The organism is Azospirillum sp. A23 (genome assembly GCF_042938965.1).
GTDB lineage: Bacteria > Pseudomonadota > Alphaproteobacteria > Azospirillales > Azospirillaceae > Azospirillum > Azospirillum melinis.
This window is the reverse complement of sequence record NZ_CP170670.1, coordinates 39075-57952: the sequence shown is the minus strand read 5'-3', so window position 1 is coordinate 57952 and position 18878 is coordinate 39075. Positions and strand designations below refer to the sequence as shown.

The following is an 18878-nucleotide window of genomic DNA, read 5'->3' as shown; positions in this document are numbered from 1 at the left end:
CCAGGGTGGCGCCGGCGGTGCCTCTTTACGACGAAGGAGCTTGGACGGGCCGTGCTCCAAGTTCACGGAATAATGTCCGCCTCGACACCTTCACCTGTTCGGCAATGTCATCAACGGTGAACTCTGGATTGCTCCATAGCGCTCGCGCGAGGTCGAGTGTCTTGCCATCTAGTTTCTTTTTACGCCCACCTCGCCGTCCTCGCTCGCGAGCGGCCCGTAAACCGGCCTGCGTGCGTTCGCGGATAAGTGCGAGCTCGAACTCGGCCAAGGCCCCGATGATGTGAAAGGTGAGCCGACCGACTGGCGTTCCCGTGTCGATGCCAGCGTCCAGCACGCGCAGTGCTGCCCCTCTGGCCTGGATCGCCTCTCCCAACTCGATCAGGTGCTTCATCGAACGGGCCAAGCGATCCAGCTTCACGACTACCAGCGTGTCACCTTCCCGCAGGGCTTTCAACACAGCGACCAGCCCCGGCCTGTCTGAATTTGCCCCTGTAGCTTTGTCAGTATAGATTCTTTCCACATCAACGCCGTCGGCCTTTAGAGCGTCGAGTTGCGGTTCAAGGTGTTGATCTTGCGTGGAGACGCGCGCGTAGCCGAGCAGCATGGGTGCCTGATAGTGCCAAAACTCAACTAGGGCACCATCACATGGCACACCCATTTTGTCACTTCATTTGTCACGGGCACAAGCGGGGCGGCCCATGGAAAACACCTGCTCCACCTCATCAGTGCCAAAAACGACCGTTTTCGTCGCATAGGCTCCCAACCGCGCGTTCCATTCACGTTCTCACATCCCGGACAATCTGATCACTTTCGTGTAGTGACCCCGATAAGGGCGCATCAGCGCCACCAGTTCGTCGGGGCTGGCCTCTTCCTCGCCGAGCCATGCGGCCCAGGCCGCCGGCGGCAGGATCACCGGCATGCGGTCATGGACCTTGCTGGTGGCGTCATTGGCCGTCGTTGTGATGATTGTGAAGGTGTGCATCCACTCGGCGGTTGCCGGATCCCTCCAACCCTCCCAAAGCCCGGCAAAGGCATCAGGCTTTTCGTTGCTGGTGGTGCCGATGGCGTAAGGCTGCTTGGCTTTGCCCTCGACCTGCCATTCATAGAAGTTATCGAAGGGGATCAGGCATCGGCGCTTCTTGAATGCCGACCGGAAGGACGGCTTATCCGGCACCGACTCAGCGCGAGCGTTGATCATCCGGGCCGCACCGGTAGAGTCCTTGGACCACACCGGCACCAAGCCCCAGCGGAGCAGGGCGAGCGTGCGCTCCTTCATCTCCGGGTGGGTCCGGATCACAGGAAGCATCTGCAACGGCGCGGCGTTGTAGCGCGGGCCGAACTCGGGGAGTTGTCCGACCACGCCGAACCGGGTGGCGATCTGGTCGGTCGGGCTGTGGATGGCAAATCGTCCGCACATGCGGCCAGGATGATCATCCGGGTGTGCGGCGTCAACCCGGCCGGCCGGCTTAGTGACCACCCAGCCGCACCGTCGGCAGAACGGACAAGGCAGCACGTCGCGCAGCTCCGCCAGCCGGACGTCCGGCCCCAGCCGCTGCATTGCGTCGATGACGTCCACCTCCCACCGTCGCCGGCAGGCTCCGCAGGTCGCGGCAAGCTGACTCCGCACCGCCATCAGGTCGCCGACCCGGGCGCTGTAGCGCACCAGTGTCACCGACGTTTTCCAAGATGCGTCACCAGCATGGGCACACCGGCCGCACCTCATCTCGCTGACGGCATGCTTCAGGAAGGTGTTCGGCCCCAGGCGCCCCATCAACTCCGCGCCATCGATCTCCTGCTCATGGCCGCATCGGTGACACAGCCGGACAGCTTCCACCGTCTGCCGGAGAAGGTCGCGGAGGCGAAGGATGGGCAGCAGTAGGACGGCGCCTTGCATACGCGTTTGTTCCTCATCCGTTCTGATTAATGAGAAGCGTCTGAAGCGAGCGAAGTCAAGGCTCCCAGATCAGGAATGTTCCCTCGGGGTGAGCCGACGCCACAGCCAAGTATCTATGCTCAAGATGGTGAAGCTAATGATCGCGTGCACTTGGTCGCGCTAACCACCGTGCATACCCACGTGCACTTGGTCGCGCCTTACAGGCGATATGGGCACGTGCGTTTGGTCGCGCCCCTTCGCTCCCTCTGTGAAGCACGTGCGACTTGGTCGCGCTCTGCCTACATACCCCAGCATGACAGACGGTTCAGAGCCTTCCTCTAATCACGTGCACTTGGTCGCGCCCCCCATTACGCACTCACGTGCGTTTGGTCGCGCCCTTGGTCATGTTCCAATATGAACAGAGTAAGAAAGTGTTAAGTTTGCCGATAAAGCGGCTTCGGAGCGGCACGTGCACTTGGTCGCGCCCCTTGTCATGCCCAGATATGAACAAGCGTCTCTACAGGTTGGGGACCGAGCCATCTATCCACGTGCAGTTGGTCGCGGCTTAGATGGCAAACCACGTGCAGTTGGTCGCGCAAACCTCGATTCGTTCACGTGCAGTTGGTCGCTCAAACAGGTAAAGATCTACAGGTATCTTTTTTACAGGTAGATGTCGCTGCAAACTGGGGATGAATCGGCCAGCCACCCTTCGGGTGTCTGAACCATTATCGTGTCTGTTGCACAGCAACAGACACCGTTAAAGAATCGGCCGGATGCGCTCCGCGCATCCGAACCATCATTAATTTTCCAACAGGCACCCTCTCGCAAGGCGAAGCGATCCGTGCTCGCCCCGCCGGGGGCGGGGACCCCTCGCAGCGGATCGTTCGCCGCCACACCGCAGGCTAACAGGGTCTAGGGACCGCGCGCCCCCTTCGGGGGGATGCTGAACGCGCGGTCCCAAGACCCTGTAAGGCCTGCTACGCCCCAGAACCGGAAAACGCGATTGCTTAGCGTGTGAGGTTTTGCAGGGAATGTGCCAGCGAGTTGGATATGTGGTTTCACCGAACGCGAGCAGCACTGGCCGCAGCAAAAGCACGCGGCGTGCGCCTTGGAAAAACCCGGCATTGGGACGCGATGGCGGGGCAGTGGCTGAAAGAGGCGCCACCGCCAGGCGCGACCAAGCGAACGTTCGAGCCCAGGAGCTTTCCGGCTATGTCGCCCACATCCGAGCGGCCAGTTCGACCACCTATGCTGGACTGGCCGAGGCTCTGAATGATCGCGACATACCAACTCCGCAAGGTCGGCGGTGGCACGCGTCATCGGCTCGACGTCTGGTGCTGCGGCTATCCGGTATCCGTCCCAGATCGTAGACATAAGGCTGGGAGCACAGGGCTGTTTTGGTTGGGTCATACGCCTAGCGGAACACCCAAAAAAGGTGTCATAAACGCCATCAATATACTTTTTTGTAAGACTTTTAGGGCTATATATTCCCCATCATCGAATAATAGATGCGCCATCATGACGATCCATGGAACGACCCTACGCCCTTTCCGAAAAAGAGTGATCTGGTTTCGCCAATGGTGGCCTTCCCAACGGTGGGAGCGGCGTGCAGCTTTTGTTGCACTCGCGGCCTTCGCACTTGCCTCTGACAGTGCGTTACTCGCGATTGGTGTTGCGAACTTCGAGAACCTGGATGCGGAGCTTCGTATCCTCGCGGTAAAGGTCTATCTGAGCGCCTTTATCGCGGGTGGAGCCTCCTTGGGCACCTTGCTCTTCTTTGCATCACTTTGCGCGATCCTGCCAGTGCTCCGCCGGAATATGTGAATTCGCATAACTGAGCGGCCCCCTACCCTCGCCTCTTCCGCAGGAAACCCAACCATGCTTTCCAAATCCATTTTCCCGAAATCCGCTCACCAGCTGATTGGGCTTGCGAGCTTGTTGGCCGCTTGCGCCGGATGCACCACGGCACCTGACATGCCGAGGGAACCTACGTCCGAACAGATGACCCGTATTCAGCACTGGCGTTTTGCAGAGAAGCAGGTCAAGCCGACTTCCCCGGTTTTCCGGCTGGCAGTGATTCCGCGCCCCGCTCACGACGATCAGCCTCTCCTACGCGCTGTGGCCGCTCTAACTCCCCGCAACTCAGATCTCACTCCGCTGGTGCAAGCAGGCGGTGAAATTGTCTATGTCGGGAGTATGCCGTTGGAGGATATGCCCGCCTGCGGCCCGGACAATGGAGCCGTACAAGGTCCGTCCTATTGCTTGAGCAACGGGCACATTCAGTTCTTGATGCCGGTTGCAGGGACGGCGGCTAGCGGCCCAGGTCGGAAGACCCACAGGGTTCTAGTTCCTGCTGCCCCGAGCTTCAGCAACAGCTGTGGGCCTGAAACCTGCTTCGTCACCCAGGTCCTAACAATTCCCTCTTATCTCTGAATGTTGAAGCTGTAGCGCAACCAAGGTGCGGCACTCGGAAGCAACAGCTAACGGTGTCACACCCTTGCGTCGCGCCAGAAAGGTGGCATAAACGCCATATATGTTTTGGGACGCTATCTCCGATGACAACACTGCCCATTGAGTGCCTGCCCGTGTGGGAGGTCTTTGATCCACATGCAGGAAGGATCCTTGGATACGCTCGCGGAGCCGACGTGGAAGCGGCCATATCCGCCGTGGCGGAGTTGACCATGTTTCCCAATCGAATGCTCGACGCTGAACTGGTCCCGATCGAGCGACTAGATTTGGTGCCTACACGCCTGCCGGCTGTCATGGCTCGCACCAACGCTGCCGGATCATGACAACGATCACCGTTGAGGCAGAGGCGATAGCGGCCCTGTCCATGCCGGCAGAGCGTCTGATTCAGACGTTCACCGAGAGCGGGCCTGAGTGGCACCTGCTCAATGCAAAGCGTCAGATTGATGGGCGTCTCGTTGAGCAGATGCAGGAGCGCCGCGCGCTGGTGCCTGCGGCGGACGGCTTATTCCCGGAGGCGGATCACTCCCAGACCTTCGCGCTTGCTACGGAGCTAATTTTTGTGACGTCACAAAAAATGGATGCGCAGGACGATGCAGGATTTTCTGTGACGTCACAGAAATTAGTTTCGGAACCGCCGAAGCGGAATCGGAGAGGACGCCCACGCCTTGCGAACCCACCGAGTGACGCCGAGCGGCAGGCCCGCAGTCGCGCACGACGTGACCGGCGCGACCTAGAAAAGCTGGTGCTGATCGCGGCGATGGATGCCCAGCTGCCGCCGGATGTGCGGGCTCGCTTGGAGGGGATGCCACGCTTCCGGCCGGTGCTTGAAGAGGCACGTCAACTCGCCCGCTCGCTTCCTCTGGCCGCCGGCGCGGCCTCTGCCAAATAACGTCGATACAAGGTGAGTTAGATGAGCCTCCGCACCCCCATTGTCGCTTTCGAAATGCCAATGCCCTCAACCGGCCCTTGGTGGGCCCCTGATCCTGAAGATCCTCCGACCGGGGCGGTTATCGTTGCTGATCTCATCGCCGCCTACCTTGGCAACGAACGCCAAGGATGGGCTTTCGTCTACGAGTGCGCCGGCGATGACCCTTGTCCCAGCACCTTTGGAGTCCTGCCGGTCAGCGCCAATGAGGCTCCGCCTTCCATGTGCGCAAACTGTGGCGGCCCCGTGCGCCTTCGCGACGATGCCTATCCGATCGTCCCTGATCCCCAACAATCAGACAGCAGCAGGAGCAGACAATCATGAAGGCGCCAGCGTTCACAGTTACGTACGACAGCTTACGTATTCCGCACATCTCCCTTGGTCGATTAAATGTGGCCCACCTTTCGCCCGAGTTCCGACGCGTTGATCCTGATGGTGTCCTAACCGCCCGGATTGTGCAGGCCCTCGCCGCGGATGAGGGGCTGGCTGAAGCCATCCAGGCGGCAACCTTTGCTGATCCTCCGGCTGGCGTCTGATTAACTGGGAATTGCGTAACGCGTTACGTTTATCCTTTCCAAGCGCAACGCGTTACGGTAGAGTGGAGGCGTTCGGTGGGTGATGCCACCACGCTCACAACTCCCAGGAAACTCCGCTATGCCGTCCCGTGAGCCGCAGCCTTACAGCTGGCAGATCAAATGGAAGGCGCTGCCAGTACAGGACCAGACCGGGCTCGAAAATGCCGTTCTGGATCTCCTGCGCCGCCATGTTGTAGTGCCTTGCGCCGCCTTGGCGGCGCTGTTCGCCCCTTCCAAAATTCCCCTTGGCTGCGACCTTGAAGCCGCCTGCTTGACGCTGGCGGCCAGCCGTTTCGTCGTGCTGAAGGGTGAGAAGATGGGCGGCGTGACCGTTCCGTATCTCCATGCCACGAGCACGCTCATCCTCTCGCGCGAGAGGCGGGCGGAGGCGGTGGGCTGAACGCGGCCGCCGCGGTTTCCGCTGGCACCGCGCCGTTATGTGAATTCGCATAAAGTCTCTGAGGTCCATGATGGTGACCCTCCCCCTCTTCCCTTCCTCTGCCCTACCAGTTTCTCTTTCACCACGCGTCACAGAGGTAGGGCCCGGGATCGCGCCTGAGCAGCGCGGTCGCATCGGCCAGCTTGCCGCCGCCTACGGTGTCGGCAGTCGCAGTGACAAGACGGAAGAGAATGCCAGCATGTTTGCGCGCCAAGCCGCGCAATGCCCGCCTGATCGTCTTCTGCCGATGCCTACGGTCATTCACCCTGACTGGACCGCCGATGAGGTGGAGCAGGTGCGGACCCTCTCCGAACGCTTGGCAGCCGCTGAAGGGAACACCACGCTTGCCAATGGCTGGCGCCGCCGTCTGACCACAGCCCGCGGCCGGTACTGGATGACGATGGAGGCGCGCACTCGTGTCACCGACAACGCCGAGCGGCACGCGGCCATCCGCGACGGAAAGGAGGTGGAAGCCGGGCTAACCTTCCGCGACGCTCCGGTGCCGCTCCCGAGCGGGCAAGCTGCGCCAGGTGCAGCAGCTGACCGGTCGTCCCGCCCCACCCTCCCTCTGCCCCTTGGCGCGAGAATGCGCGCCGGCTACAGCACCGTGAGTGTGATGTGGGGAAACCCGAACACTAAGGCGCCCGGCGGCCTGCCGCGGGAAGTGTGGGCATTCTCCATGCCAGCGACCGAGGACTTCCGCGAGATCGTTCGGGACTGTGCACCCTCCTTCACGCCAGGCAGCGGCTGGTGCCTTGGAGTTTCCGTGCAGAAGCCCCAGCGGTCGAAATGGTCGGAAGAAGCCAAAGGGCGCGTTCGCCGGCGGAACCTGCAAACACGCCTGGACCACAAAGTGCCTCTGTTCGCCACCCTCTGGTTCCAAGAGGAAGTTGCACGGCGCCCGGACTACTTCGCCGGAAAGCCGTTCACCGCACTGGCGCAGAGCGAAGAGGCACCGATGCCCGAAGACCGTCAGGAGGAAGGCTTCTTGATCGGCCACAACGGCGGTCCGCCACTCGACCCCACCTAGCCTCCCCCGCCATGCCCGACGATCCGCTTAGGGTTGCTCCGGCCCACCGTATCTCGTAGGAATCAGGAGGATCAATCTATGCAGGTTCAATCTTCGGCAATGGCACGCAAGCCCGCTAACCCCGATCTCACCGCTGATGAACGCACCCGCAAGCAGGCCCGCGAGCGGATGAGACGGATGCGCATGAAGCGTGCCGCCGGCGGTCTCCCGCCCGATATCGACGTGGTGCGCCGCGCGCTGGTATCGGCGGCAAGTGACCTGCCGGAAGACGTCCGGCTGAACCTGCTAAATGCCATGCTGCAGACCGTCGAGGAAGACCGACGTGAAGGCTTCAGAACGATGGGGCGCGACCTGCTGAAGCTGGACGCTGACACCACCGCGCAGTGAGCACCGCGCTGATCTTCAGCATGCAGCTTCTGAACCGGGTTTGCCCGCCCAAGCGGACGGCCGCGCAGGCGCGTCCGAACCATCATCATGGCGGCTACCGCCGCCGTAGCAGGGCAGGGCATCTGCCTACCTGAACGGCCACGCCCCGTCGCCGGCGGCGCTCACGCGCACCGGCTCCCCGGCGGGCCTTACCCTTACGAGGCGCATAGCCACAGCAGCCAATGGTTGGCTCCGCAGAAACCGCACACTTTCTAACCGCGTCGAAAAGAGCGCACTTGCACAGGCTAGGCTCCGTAAACAAGACGATCTCCAACGTCCAGCCTATCGTTATCTTGAGAAATTCTCGCTCAACTAGACATGAAACCTGTAGTGCTTGCAAAATCCCATCGAAGCGTTTTCATGTTCTGCGGCTACACGAAATCGACAATGAAGGTCACAAATGATTATCCTAGAAACGCGGCTCGGTAAAAAAATCGCTGTAAAGCTCGCTGATCTCGATTGGTTCGAGGAATATACACGGCCCAGTGAAGCGACTATAGGCGTCGCCATCGGAACAGATAGATATGAGGTTAAAAGAGATGTTGAAGACTTTCGCAACCTTCTCGCGCATGCAAAAATAGAAACGTCTAAGGTCATTAGTGGCGATCACGATCACTATGTCATCAAGAAAAATGTAACGCACGTTACCAAAACAAGCTCAGGGAATTCAGTATTGTGTTTCCGTAGTGGAAATAGGCTCTCCATCTCGGTCCAATTTCCGCCGGAAGATTTCACTGGTGATTGATGCTGCCGATATTGCAATCTCGGTTGTAAAGTGAAGTATAGCGCGATCAGTGCTGGGAAGGCGTTCGACGTGACGGCTGAGCCGAATTGGAAGCCGATGCGGGTTTGGAGCGAGCCCGAGATCTAGCAGGGTGCGGAAAAACCATTTTGCTGCTGCAGTCGGGTTCTTTCCGGCAATCTCGCGTCAAGGTCTTGCAAGATACCACCAGTATCTTGCTGCAACCTTTCCTAATCTTGCCGGAAAGCCCCCTCCCTCGCGACGCAAAAGCCTTTTTCCGCACCCTGCTAGAACTCATTTTTGGACCCAGCGGGGTTTTTGGTCTCCCGCTTGGGTTCTCCGGCTCTAGTCGCCGGCCGCTGCCGCGGCCAGCTCCCGGAGCCACCGGCCGGGCAGGGTAGCGCCAGGTTGTCCGGGAGGTGGAGGCCGGCGCGGTGTCTCCGCCTACGGTACGATCTGGCCCCCTTCGGGAGCCACCCCGCTTTCAGCGGGGCGGGGTAGAGGATAGGCCGTCCGCGGAGCCGGGCGGCAGGCTGATGGGGCAGGGCAGGGGCTGGAGAGGTGGGGCCGTGACCTGCGCTTTGCTCCGGTCACACAATGAGGCGCCTATCGGCGCCAACCATCAAGGTCCGGCCCATCCGGGCCGGATGTCTCCGCCGCGTCGGATCGGCGCCAGCTGGGCGAAGCGATCCGTGCTCGCCCCGCCGGGGGCGGGGACCCCTCGCAGCGGATCGTTCGCCGCCACACCGCAGGCTAACAGGGTCTAGGGACCGCGCGCCCCCTTCGGGGGGGTTCTGAACGCGCGGTCCCAAGACCCTGTAACGCCTGCTGCGCCCCAAAACCGGAAAACGCTTTTGCTTAGCGTGTGTGGGGGTTCCCCTGGACGGTGCGCGATCCTTGCGGGCGGGCTACTGGGCCAGGGCGCGGCGCACTGCGTCGGGTTCGCGCTCGATCACCCGCAACAGCGTGCGTTCCGGCCCACGCGGTGATCGGCGCTTTCGCTCCCATTGCTTCAGCGTCTCGACGTTGAGGCCGAAGGTGGAGGCAAAAACCTCCTGCGTCATGCCCATCCTGTCCCGCACGGCCTTAACGTCCACATCGTCAACCTCGACGGTGTGGACCTTGACGCCTTCGGTCAAGCGGCCCTCGCGGTGCGCAATGGCTTCTTCCAGCCCCGCCGCAATGCTCTTGAATGCTTCGCTCGCCATGGTTCTGCCCTCAGTAGGTGTCGATTAGACGCTTAACCAGCTTCTTCAGATCGGCGACTTCGCCTTTCGTGAGATTTGCCTGTTCGTTCTTCGCGAAGACCGTAATCAGGTAAATCGGGTTCTGCCGATCATGGTAGTAGTAGACGATCCGCACCCCACCGCTCTTGCCACGACCACCGACCGCGAACCGGACCTTTCGGATCCCGCCGCCGCCCGGCACCAGATCGCCGCATTCCGGGTCGCTCCCGATCATCAACACCGCATCCGCCTGTTCCTCCGGCGTCATGCGGGTTGCCGCACGAGCCGAGTAGTACGGCAGTTCCAGAACTGATTGGGGAGCTTTCGTCTTCATACCCTGATTATAGGTCAATGACCGCCTAGAGGGAAGCGTGGAGCGTGGTCAATGACCGCCTTTAGCGCATGGCTGCAATGCGTAACGCGTTACGTTAATCCGCTTTTCTACGTAACGCGTTACGATATAATGAGGGCATGCAGACGAACACAACACCAGGAGCCGCCACCATGAAAGCCGCCGCCCCCGCAGTTAAAGCCCCTTGCCCGAAGGGTTCTGCCACTCCGGTGGAGATGAAGCTCATGTGGCGGGACGAAAACTATGGCCGCCTCTCTGGCGTTCTGGCCTTCCGCCCGTACCCCAACCCTCTGCCCCCGGTCCCGCTGGCGGCTGTGGCGAAGCAGATTTGCGACGAGCACGGCTTCGAGTTCGACGTGCAGCGCGCCTCCCTGATCCATCGTGACCCTGACCGGGACACCCCGGCCGATCTGGTCCGGGCGCTGCAGCGCGAGGGGTTCACCGTGACACATGGGGGGTGCGTCCCTGCACCCTTTGCCTGTCACCCGGACGATGCGGCGCTGCTGGCGCTGCTGGCCGAGTATGCGGCCATGGCCCGCACCCGCAAGGACACGGACCTTGCAGACAAGCTGTCCGCCATCACCATCGACCAGCTGCGCAGCGCGTCCGCCGGACACAACGACGACGAACTGGTTGGCGAGGTGCGCGCCCAGGTCATCAGCGCCGCCCTCGCCTTGGCGCTGCTGGCCGACCAATAGCCCGCCGGTGCCCCGCCATGTGGAGCGTGCCCACGTACTTGCGGCGCAACCTGCTGCAAGACCTTGAGGGACCGCACGCGCAACGCGTTGACGCCGCGTGCTTCCTCGACGGCACAGAGGACGAACACCGGGTGGAGTTCTTCCGCCTCTGGGGACGCCTCGTTCGCCGCCATTACAACCGCCGTACCGACGCGACCGCGCTGCATTTCGTCGACGGCGAAGACCTCGAACTGTTCAATCACTTCTATCCCGAAGGATCGCGAGCATGACCGCTGTTGCCGCCGCCATCGACGCCGCCGCCCTGGACGCCGCCGACACCACCGAGCAGACCGCCGCCGTGTCCTCCCAGGAGCCGGAGGCCCGCGCAGAGGACCGCGTGATTCCGCTGTGCGACCTGATCGCCTCCAAGCGCAACGTGCGCAAGGTCGGCACCAGCATTGAGGGGCTGAAAGCCTCCATCCTCGCTCACGGGCTGTTCCACAACCTCACCGTCACGGTTGCCGCGAAGCGCGGCAAGTTCGAGGTGGTGGCCGGTGGTCGCCGCTTCCAGGCGCTGACCGAGTTGCGCAAGGAAGGGAAGATCCTGAAGACCTTCCCGGTGCGGTGCCGCGTGGTGCCCAGCGCCGAAGCTGTCGAGGTGTCGCTTGCCGAGAACATCATCAGGGAGGCGATGCACCCCGCCGACGCCTTCACCGCGTTCGCGAAGCTGGTGGATGACCAGGGCATGACCGCCCAGGACATTGCGGCCCGTTTCTCGGTGTCGCCGTCCTACGTCTACCAGTGCCTGAAGTTGGGGCGGCTCTCCCCGAAGCTGTTGGACCTCTACCGGAAGGGGGAGCTACAGGCTGACCAAGCCAAGGCTCTCACGCTCAGCGACAGCCACACCGAGCAAGAGGCGGCATGGTTCGACGTGCCGACGCACGCGCGCTATGCGGTTGCGCTCCGCGACCGGCTGACGCATGAGCACATCGACGCCGCGAGGGACCGGCGCGCACAGTTCATCGGGCTGGCGGCATACGAAGCCGCAGGCGGTCGCGTGGTGCGCGATCTCTTCGCCGGTCCCGATGATCTGGGGTTCTGGCAGGACGCCCCGCTGGTGGCGCAACTGACCGAGCAGAAGCTGCACGAAGCGGCCGAGGCCGTCCGCGCCGAAGGGTGGGCTTGGGTGGAGGCTCGCACCGAGGCGGAATACAGCTACCTGTCCAGCTTCGGCCGCAGCTACCCCACGCAGCGCGAATACACGCCCGAGGAACGGGCCGAGGTGGAGGCCCTGACGACGGAGCTTGACGCTCTGGCGGAGAACGAGACGCCCGAGGCTGGCGAGCGTGCCCAGGTGATCGACCAACGGCTTTTGGAATTGCAGGCCGGACTTGAGGTGTGGGATCCGGAGGTGAAGGCAAGCGCCGGAGCTATCGTGTACCTCGACTATGCCGGGGATCTGACGGTGCGCCGTGGGCTGAAGCGCACCGCCCAGGATGACGACGCCGGGGAGGATGGAGCCGTAGGCCGCGCCGGGAGCCGCGCGTCCAACACCGGGCTTTCCGAGGCGCTGACCGCCGAACTGAGCATGCACCGCACCGTGGCGCTGCGCGCGGCGCTGATCGACCGGCCCGACGTTGCCTTGCTGGCGCTCGTTCACAAGCTGGTGCTGCGCGTCTTCTACAGCGAGACCGGCAGCGCGCTGGAAATCACGTTGGGGCATGTGCAGCCGCCCGCTAAGACCGCTCCCGACATCGAGGCCGGAAAGGCGTTCCAGGCCGTCGAAGAACGCCGGGGCTGGTGGACCCTGCGGATCCCGGCAAACAGTGATGACCTGTGGAACTGGCTTGCCCAGCAGGATCAGGAAACGGTGATGGGATTGCTGGCGTTCTGCCTCGCCCAATCCGTCAACGCGACCCAGGGAAAGGACCGCTACAACGACGACCGCTCGCGACTGCGCGGTGCGGACCTGCTGGCCGAGGCCCTGAGTCTCGACATGGCCGACTGGTGGGAGCCGACCGCCGCCGGGTATCTCGGCAGGGTGTCGAAGACCCTTATCCTCGACGCGGTGCGCGAGGGGACCGGCGCGGCAGCGGACGGCCTGGACGGCATGAAGAAAGCGGCACTCGCTGCTGAAGCCGAGCGGCGGCTTGCCGGTTCCCGGTGGGTGCCCGCCTTGCTGCGCAAGCCGGGGCAGCGCACCCAGCAGAGCGAACAGGGCATGAGCGATGCCCAGGCCGACGACGAAGGCCAGGACGAGGCCCTGCCCGACGACGAGGGGAGCCCGTTGACCGCCGAGTGATCCAGGCCCACGCAGCAACCCGCGACCGTCCCCCGGATGGCGCGGGTTCTGTCGTACCGGGGCCGGTTCAGAGTGCCGACGTTGGTATGTGATTTCAGCATAGGGTCAGAGTAAAAACGCCGTAACGCGTTACGTTTTTCCGCTTTCTATCGTAACGCGTTACGATATAATGGGGGCACAGAGAACGAAGGAGCCTCCACCATGAACCACATCCTCCGCCTTCAGGAAGACAACCGGATCATGGTCGAAGCTCTGGAGACGGTGGACGAAACGGTGCTGGACCTCTTCCGGTATCTCACCTCCACCAAGTTCCACGAGGACACGACGGTGCAGGTTGCCGACGTGCTGCAGCGCCTTCAGCCGCTGCGAAGCCTGCCCCGCCCCTAACCCCCGCCCTTCCTATCCCGACCGATGCACGGTGCCTCCACGCAGGCGCTGCACGCCAGGAGTCTGCCCCCATGAACCTGTCCGCTACCTATTCCCCCGACGACAACAAGCTGCGGCTCTATGCGGTTACCCGCCTCGACGCCGAAACCTATGAGCGCGTCAAAGCGGCGGGGTTCAAATGGGCACCGAAGCAGGAGCTTTTCGTCGCCCCCGCCTGGACGCCGGGCCGTGAGGATCTTCTGATCGACCTGTGCGGCGAGATTGGCGACGAGGACACCAGCCTTGTTGAGCGTGCCGAGCAGCGCGCCGACCGCTTCGAGGACTACAGCGACCGCCGTGCCCAGGACGCCGCCGCCGCCCGCAAGACTGTCGCCACCATCATGGACGGCATCCCCTTGGGCCAGCCGATATTGGTTGGTCATCACAGCGAGCGCCGCGCCCGCAAGGACGCCCAGCGCATCGAGGACGGCATGCGCCGCGCCGTGAAGCTGTGGGATACCTCCACCTACTGGCAGAGCCGCGCCGCCGGCGCGATCCGCGCCGCCAAGTACAAGGAGCGGCCCGACGTCCGGCACCGCCGCATTAAGGGCTTGGAGGCCGACAAGCGCAAGGCCGAGCGTACCAAGGCCGAGGCCGAGGCATACCAGCGCGCGTGGTCGCGCGAGGACCTGACGCACGAGCAGGCCCTGAGATTGGCAAACGGCGGCCACATCTCCCGACCGTTCCCCGTGGCGCAGTACCCCCGCCCCGAGGGTGCCAGCAGCTATGAAGGCGAAATGTCGCTGTGGACGGCGATGACAAACGGAATCATCACGCACACCCAGGCCCGAGACATCGCCCTGCCGGTCTACGCTCGCAGCATCGAGCGCAACAGCCGCTGGATCGCCCATTACGAAAACCGCCTTGCATACGAGCGCGCGATGCTGGCCGAGCAGATCGGCGCGACCGCCCCCGAGGATGCCCCGGCAACGGCCCTGATGGGCTGTCGCTTTGACCTGCAGCCCGGTGGACGCGTGATGGTGAGGCGCGAGCGCGATTGGCTGACCATCCTGCGCGTGACCCGCAAGGATGGCGTGCCGGTCAGTATCACCACCCAAGCGCCGCGTGGCGTGACGTGGCGCGGTGGTTGGAAATACGGCGTGGAGGAAATCACCGGCTACGAGGCCCCCACCCAGGCCGAGGCCGAGGCGACCAAGGCCGCGACCAAGCTCCCCCCGCTGTGCAACTTCCCCGGCGACGGCTTCATTCAGATGACCGAGGCGGAATGGAAGCGCAAGCCGAAGGATTACCGGATCGTCCGCACCGCCAAGGCCACGGAAAAACACGGTGCCTATCGCTATCGTGAGGCGTTCGTCTCCGGCGGCAGCTTCAGGACGGCACCGGTCTACATCACCGACGCCAAGCGCAAGGATCCTCCGCCGCCCGCAGCCGGTGCAGCGCCGACGCTTCCGCCGCCCCGCCCCGCGCTGGTTGCCCCAGTGCCCGCCCAGGAGCCGCCGCCCGCGCGCCAGGACAGCGCAGCCGATGATTTCGAGGCGATGCGCGCCAGCTTGAAGGGCGGTGTTCAGGTGGTTGCTGCCCCGCAGCTATTCCCGACCCCGGCGGCCATCGCCGCCCAGATGGTGGACGTGGCAGAGATCGAGGACCGCCACGCGGTGCTTGAGCCGAGCGCCGGGACCGGCGCGCTGCTGGACGCCCTGCAGGTGGCCGGGGTGGAGCCGGTGATAACTGCGGTGGAGGTTAACCCGCGTCTGGCTAACCTGCTGGCGGAGCGCTTTGACGACGTGCGCGAGGGCGATTTCCTCACCATGGACGCGGCAGCGCTGGGACGGTTCGACCGGATCGTTATGAACCCGCCTTTTGCTCACGCGCAGGATATCGCGCACATCACACACGCGGCGGCATTGCTGAAGAAGGGGGGGCGGCTGGTGGCGCTGTGCGCCAACGGCCCGAGGCAGGCCGAGAAGCTGCGCCCGCTCGCGACGGTCTGGGAGGCCCTGCCCGCCGGATCGTTCCGGGAGCAGGGGACAAACGTCAACGTGGCGCTGCTGGTCATCGAGGCGTGACGATGGGGGAGGGCGGGGCGTGCCCCCGCTCTCCGCCGCGCCCGGCTTGGCCCCGTCGCCGGCGACGCTGACGCGCGCCGGCTCTCCGGCCAGCCTTGGGAGCCACGACGACGACCAGCTGGTGCAGGAGAACCTCGCCGGTGGGAGGCGCGAAGCGGACGGCCGGGCAGGCGCGGCCGAACCATCATCGTGGCGGCTGTCGCCGCCCTTGAGCCGCCGATCGCCAGCCAGGTGCTGCAGTCCTCGACACGGCGGAGCGGGAAGCGGACGGCCGCGCAAGCGCGGCCGAACCATCATCATGGCGGCTGTCGCCGCCGCGGTGGAGCAGCGCCGGGCGGCGGCGGCCGGTCAGAGCCGCGCTACAGGGGCGCGGCACTGCCCGGCCGCACAAGCGCCTCAGCGTCGACGGAGGGGCGTCGGAAAGGCGTGGCCCCCGACCAACCCGCCGGACACGGCGACGGGCCGACCTCCGACCGGCCCGCCGCCGCGCCGGACTATCAGCGTCGGTGTCTCGCCCGGTTCGCGGCCGGAAGGCCACTCACCGCGCGACTTGGGGCGGCGCTCACTGCCCTCCGCTGCGCTCCGGGTCAGGGAGCGCCGCCCCTCCCCCCACCGCCCGCGCCCCCCACAGCCTGGACGGCTGCGGGGGGCTGGCGACGCGCCGGCAGCGACGGTAACGTGATCGAGCAGGAGGCAAACCGATGGCGAAGCAGTCCGCCGCCGACCGATTGGCGCAGATCGCCGCGGCGCTCAACGAGCGCCAGCGGGCCTATCTGCTGGCCGCTTATGACGAGGACCAGCGGCGCGAAGATCTGCACCGCGGCCCCGGCGGCAGGCCCGCGTCCGAATGGCGGTGGATCGAATACGGCGCGGTGAGCGCGAAGATCCTCGACGCCGGCTGGAATCTCCGCCGCGTGCTCGAAGGGCAGGGGCTGGTGTCGAACGGCACCGGCGCGACGTGGGGCGCGTTGGAAGGGCGCGCGTTGGTCAAGCTCAGGCACGCGCGCACGGGGCTGATGGACGCTCGCACCGGGCGGCACATCATCGCCTTGCTGGTGCAGATGACGACGGACGGTCGCTGACGAAGCCGAAGCAGGAAAAGCCGCTGTCCTTGTCGGCGCTGCGGCTGATCGAATTCGGTCAGAAGCACCCCGATGCCGAGTTCGAATGGTCCGCGCCGTGGTCCAGTTACGTGCCGGATTTTCTGGTGATGCGCGGGATTGCGGCAGGGTTGGTGAAGCGCGGTTTGCTCGCCGGCGAGCCGCCGTATCGGCTGCGAATTACGGATGCTGGGAAGGCGTTCGACGTGACGGCTGAGCCGAATTGGAAGCCGATGCGGGTTTGGAGCGAGCCCGAGATCTAGAACTCATTTTTGGACCCAGCGGGGTTTTTGGTCTCCCGCTTGGGTTCTCCGGCTCTAGTCGCCGGCCGCTGCCGCGGCCAGCTCCCGGAGCCACCGGCCGGGCAGGGTAGCGCCAGGTTGTCCGGGAGGTGGAGGCCGGCGCGGTGTCTCCGCCTACGGTACGATCTGGCCCCCTTCGGGAGCCACCCCGCTTTCAGCGGGGCGGGGTAGAGGATAGGCCGTCCGCGGAGCCGGGCGGCAGGCTGATGGGGCAGGGCAGGGGCTGGAGAGGTGGGGCCGTGACCTGCGCTTTGCTCCGGTCACACAATGAGGCGCCTATCGGCGCCAACCATCAAGGTCCGGCCCATCCGGGCCGGATGTCTCCGCCGCGTCGGATCGGCGCCAGCTGGGCGAAGCGATCCGTGCTCGCCCCGCCGGGGGCGGGGACCCCTCGCAGCGGATCGTTCGCCGCCACACCGCAGGCTAACAGGGTCTAGGGACCGCGCGCCCCCTTCGGGGGGGTTCTGAACGCGCGGTCCCAAGACCCTGTAACGCCTGCTGCGCCCCAAAACCGGAAAATGCGATTGCTTAGCGTGTGGGGTTTTGCATGGAGCGTGCCAGTTCTCCGTTAAGATGCTGATTTAGCTATGTTTTCACTGCATAGGGTGGAAGCAGCCACGACGTAACGCGTTACGATTTTTCGCTTCCGTGCGTAACGCGTTACGCTATAATGGGGGCATAGAGACGAACACAACACCAAGAGCCGACAGAATGAACGCCATCGCCCCCGCCGCCTTTACCATCGACGCCGCGCCCGTGACTGGTTCCTTCCGCGTGGACGCGCTGCGCGGTGAGCAGAACGCCCGCGTTCAGTCGCAGTGGTTCCAGCGTCCGGCCGATCAGCGGTTCCTCTCCTTGGACAGCCTGTATGCCTTCACCCGCTCCGCGGCCGACGCCAGCAAGCCCGCGACGGTCGAAACCGCCCGCATCACGGTGCAGGCGACCCGCGACGACGCGGAGTCCCTTTTCCTCGCGCTCCCGGACGGCAGCACCGCCGCCCCCTCGCATTGGTCCTTCGGTCAGCTGGCGCAGATCGTCGGCGCTCCCGCCGGCTACCTGCGCGACCTCCCCGCCGCCATCGCCGGGATCAACCTGCAATACGGGCTGGCGACCCACCGCAGCGAACTGGTGAAGACCTACACCCGGATGGACGGCAGCACCGAACTCCGCGCGATCACCGGCCCGGATTATGGTCGCATCCACGATTGGGAAGTGGTCAAGGCCGTGCATCGCATCGCCGGTAACGGTCTCGGGGAGACCCGTTGGAAGGTGCCGGGGATGCTGGAAGGGATGACCCGCTACAACCCCTTCGTGGACGTCACCAAGGAGACCACGACGCTGTTTGCGAGCGACCGCGACGTGTTCATTTTCCTTGTGGACGATACCCACCCCATCGAAATCGGCAAGCTCCCGGACGGCTCCCCCGACCTCGTGTTCCGCGGCTTCTACGTCTGGAACAGCGAGGTGGGCAGCAAGTCCGCCGGTATCGCGACCTTCTACCTGCGCGGAGTGTGCCAGAACCGCATGATGTGGGGTGTGGAAGGCTTCAAGGAAATCACCCTGCGTCACACCAAGCACGCGCCCAGTCGCTTCTTGGAGCAGGCTATGCCGACGCTCCGCGCCTTCGCCAACGCCGATACCCACGCGCTCACCAGCGGGGTGCAGGAGGCGAAAGGGGCCGTCGTTGCGAAGGACGACGAGGAACGGACGGACTTCCTGACCAAGCGCGCCGGTCTCACCAAGAGCGCCGCCGCCCGCGTCATCGAGGCGGTGACCCAGGAGGAAGGGAAGGCACCGGAAAGCGTCTGGGATTTCGTCCAGGGTATGACCGCCGTTGCGCGTCGCAGCGAGCATCAGGATACCCGCATCACCCTCGAACGCGGGGCCGGGAAGTTACTCGACGGCGTGACCGGAAAGCGCCGCCGCTGACCCTGGAGAGAGGGGGGAGACCCCCCCTCGACCGCCGCACCCACAGCAACAACAGCCC

At 64.1% G+C, this 18878-nt stretch carries 18 protein-coding genes and 1 pseudogene; 15 read left to right on the top strand and 4 right to left on the bottom strand.

Annotated features, from left to right (window positions below; genetic code table 11):
* Positions 1-25 precede the first annotated feature (25 nt).
* Both ABNQ40_RS34400 and ABNQ40_RS34395 read right to left on the bottom strand, forming a co-directional pair.
* Positions 26-604: a recombinase family protein gene (locus ABNQ40_RS34400; RefSeq protein ID WP_391349568.1), complete on the bottom strand. Its 579-nt coding sequence runs from the start codon at positions 602-604 to the stop codon at positions 26-28.
* A 180-nt stretch (positions 605-784) separates the two neighbouring features.
* Positions 785-1894 (bottom strand): SOS response-associated peptidase, encoded by a 1110-nt coding sequence (locus ABNQ40_RS34395; RefSeq protein WP_391349566.1) that lies wholly within the window; start codon positions 1892-1894, stop codon positions 785-787.
* Positions 1895-3391: 1497 nt separating this feature from the next.
* Here ABNQ40_RS34395 and ABNQ40_RS34390 point away from each other — a divergent pair.
* From ABNQ40_RS34390 to ABNQ40_RS34360, 7 genes are all read left to right on the top strand, one after another.
* On the top strand, positions 3392-3697 hold the full coding sequence (locus ABNQ40_RS34390) for a hypothetical protein (protein ID WP_391349564.1): 306 nt from the start codon (positions 3392-3394) through the stop codon (positions 3695-3697).
* Between the two features lie 964 nt (positions 3698-4661).
* Positions 4662-5231 carry a hypothetical protein gene (locus ABNQ40_RS34385; RefSeq protein WP_391349563.1) on the top strand — a complete coding sequence of 190 codons (570 nt, stop codon included), beginning with the start codon at positions 4662-4664 and terminating at the stop codon, positions 5229-5231.
* Positions 5232-5587: 356 nt separating this feature from the next.
* The gene (locus ABNQ40_RS34380) at positions 5588-5803 is read left to right on the top strand and encodes a hypothetical protein (RefSeq protein WP_391349561.1); all 216 of its coding nucleotides are present in this window, start codon (positions 5588-5590) and stop codon (positions 5801-5803) included.
* Positions 5804-5921: 118 nt separating this feature from the next.
* Positions 5922-6242 carry a hypothetical protein gene (locus tag ABNQ40_RS34375; RefSeq protein WP_391349559.1) on the top strand — a complete coding sequence of 107 codons (321 nt, stop codon included), beginning with the start codon at positions 5922-5924 and terminating at the stop codon, positions 6240-6242.
* Between the two features lie 67 nt (positions 6243-6309).
* Entirely contained in the window at positions 6310-7311 is a 1002-nt protein-coding gene (locus ABNQ40_RS34370; RefSeq protein ID WP_391349558.1) for a hypothetical protein, read from the top strand.
* A gap of 78 nt (positions 7312-7389) precedes the next feature.
* Positions 7390-7698: a hypothetical protein gene (locus ABNQ40_RS34365; protein ID WP_391349556.1), complete on the top strand. Its 309-nt coding sequence runs from the start codon at positions 7390-7392 to the stop codon at positions 7696-7698.
* Between the two features lie 439 nt (positions 7699-8137).
* Positions 8138-8482, top strand: coding sequence for a hypothetical protein (locus ABNQ40_RS34360; protein WP_391349554.1), 345 nt, complete (start codon positions 8138-8140; stop codon positions 8480-8482).
* A gap of 905 nt (positions 8483-9387) precedes the next feature.
* Here the strand turns inward: ABNQ40_RS34360 and ABNQ40_RS34355 are convergent.
* Together ABNQ40_RS34355 and ABNQ40_RS34350 are read right to left on the bottom strand one after the other, a co-directional pair.
* Positions 9388-9687, bottom strand: a complete 300-nt coding sequence (locus ABNQ40_RS34355; RefSeq protein WP_391349552.1) for a helix-turn-helix domain-containing protein — start codon at positions 9685-9687, stop codon at positions 9388-9390.
* A gap of 10 nt (positions 9688-9697) precedes the next feature.
* Positions 9698-10039 carry a type II toxin-antitoxin system RelE/ParE family toxin gene (locus ABNQ40_RS34350; protein ID WP_391349550.1) on the bottom strand — a complete coding sequence of 114 codons (342 nt, stop codon included), beginning with the start codon at positions 10037-10039 and terminating at the stop codon, positions 9698-9700.
* A gap of 242 nt (positions 10040-10281) precedes the next feature.
* Between ABNQ40_RS34350 and ABNQ40_RS34345 the strand changes: the two genes are divergently transcribed.
* From ABNQ40_RS34345 to ABNQ40_RS34310, 8 genes and pseudogenes are all read left to right on the top strand, one after another.
* Positions 10282-10755, top strand: coding sequence for a hypothetical protein (locus ABNQ40_RS34345; RefSeq protein WP_391349548.1), 474 nt, complete (start codon positions 10282-10284; stop codon positions 10753-10755).
* Between the two features lie 17 nt (positions 10756-10772).
* The gene (locus tag ABNQ40_RS34340; RefSeq protein ID WP_391349546.1) at positions 10773-11024 is read left to right on the top strand and encodes a hypothetical protein; all 252 of its coding nucleotides are present in this window, start codon (positions 10773-10775) and stop codon (positions 11022-11024) included.
* Positions 11021-13036, top strand: a complete 2016-nt coding sequence (locus tag ABNQ40_RS34335; protein WP_391349544.1) for a ParB/RepB/Spo0J family partition protein — start codon at positions 11021-11023, stop codon at positions 13034-13036. Before ABNQ40_RS34340 ends, ABNQ40_RS34335 begins: the two co-directional genes overlap by 4 nt.
* A 201-nt stretch (positions 13037-13237) precedes the next feature.
* Positions 13238-13423, top strand: a complete 186-nt coding sequence (locus ABNQ40_RS34330) for a hypothetical protein (protein WP_391349543.1) — start codon at positions 13238-13240, stop codon at positions 13421-13423.
* 71 nt (positions 13424-13494) lie between these two features.
* Positions 13495-14841: pseudogene (locus ABNQ40_RS34325) on the top strand (DUF3560 domain-containing protein); the annotation flags it as partial.
* A gap of 1349 nt (positions 14842-16190) precedes the next feature.
* The gene (locus tag ABNQ40_RS34320; protein WP_391349541.1) at positions 16191-16571 is read left to right on the top strand and encodes a hypothetical protein; all 381 of its coding nucleotides are present in this window, start codon (positions 16191-16193) and stop codon (positions 16569-16571) included.
* Between the two features lie 29 nt (positions 16572-16600).
* Positions 16601-16852: a hypothetical protein gene (locus ABNQ40_RS34315; protein ID WP_391349539.1), complete on the top strand. Its 252-nt coding sequence runs from the start codon at positions 16601-16603 to the stop codon at positions 16850-16852.
* A 750-nt stretch (positions 16853-17602) separates the two neighbouring features.
* Positions 17603-18820 (top strand): DUF932 domain-containing protein, encoded by a 1218-nt coding sequence (locus tag ABNQ40_RS34310; protein ID WP_391349537.1) that lies wholly within the window; start codon positions 17603-17605, stop codon positions 18818-18820.
* Positions 18821-18878: the final 58 nt, after the last annotated feature.

Bases quoted from the DNA above. Each gene is read 5' to 3' on its own strand.
- ABNQ40_RS34400 (WP_391349568.1), bottom strand. From the start codon at position 604: ATGCTGCTCGGCTACGCGCGCGTCTCCACGCAAGATCAACACCTTGAA.
- ABNQ40_RS34395 (WP_391349566.1), bottom strand. From the start codon at position 1,894: ATGCAAGGCGCCGTCCTACTGCTGCCCATCCTTCGCCTCCGCGACCTT.
- ABNQ40_RS34390 (WP_391349564.1), top strand. From the start codon at position 3,392: ATGACGATCCATGGAACGACCCTACGCCCTTTCCGAAAAAGAGTGATC.
- ABNQ40_RS34385 (WP_391349563.1), top strand. From the start codon at position 4,662: ATGACAACGATCACCGTTGAGGCAGAGGCGATAGCGGCCCTGTCCATG.
- ABNQ40_RS34380 (WP_391349561.1), top strand. From the start codon at position 5,588: ATGAAGGCGCCAGCGTTCACAGTTACGTACGACAGCTTACGTATTCCG.
- ABNQ40_RS34375 (WP_391349559.1), top strand. From the start codon at position 5,922: ATGCCGTCCCGTGAGCCGCAGCCTTACAGCTGGCAGATCAAATGGAAG.
- ABNQ40_RS34370 (WP_391349558.1), top strand. From the start codon at position 6,310: ATGATGGTGACCCTCCCCCTCTTCCCTTCCTCTGCCCTACCAGTTTCT.
- ABNQ40_RS34365 (WP_391349556.1), top strand. From the start codon at position 7,390: ATGCAGGTTCAATCTTCGGCAATGGCACGCAAGCCCGCTAACCCCGAT.
- ABNQ40_RS34360 (WP_391349554.1), top strand. From the start codon at position 8,138: ATGATTATCCTAGAAACGCGGCTCGGTAAAAAAATCGCTGTAAAGCTC.
- ABNQ40_RS34355 (WP_391349552.1), bottom strand. From the start codon at position 9,687: ATGGCGAGCGAAGCATTCAAGAGCATTGCGGCGGGGCTGGAAGAAGCC.
- ABNQ40_RS34350 (WP_391349550.1), bottom strand. From the start codon at position 10,039: ATGAAGACGAAAGCTCCCCAATCAGTTCTGGAACTGCCGTACTACTCG.
- ABNQ40_RS34345 (WP_391349548.1), top strand. From the start codon at position 10,282: ATGTGGCGGGACGAAAACTATGGCCGCCTCTCTGGCGTTCTGGCCTTC.
- ABNQ40_RS34340 (WP_391349546.1), top strand. From the start codon at position 10,773: ATGTGGAGCGTGCCCACGTACTTGCGGCGCAACCTGCTGCAAGACCTT.
- ABNQ40_RS34335 (WP_391349544.1), top strand. From the start codon at position 11,021: ATGACCGCTGTTGCCGCCGCCATCGACGCCGCCGCCCTGGACGCCGCC.
- ABNQ40_RS34330 (WP_391349543.1), top strand. From the start codon at position 13,238: ATGAACCACATCCTCCGCCTTCAGGAAGACAACCGGATCATGGTCGAA.
- ABNQ40_RS34320 (WP_391349541.1), top strand. From the start codon at position 16,191: ATGGCGAAGCAGTCCGCCGCCGACCGATTGGCGCAGATCGCCGCGGCG.
- ABNQ40_RS34310 (WP_391349537.1), top strand. From the start codon at position 17,603: ATGAACGCCATCGCCCCCGCCGCCTTTACCATCGACGCCGCGCCCGTG.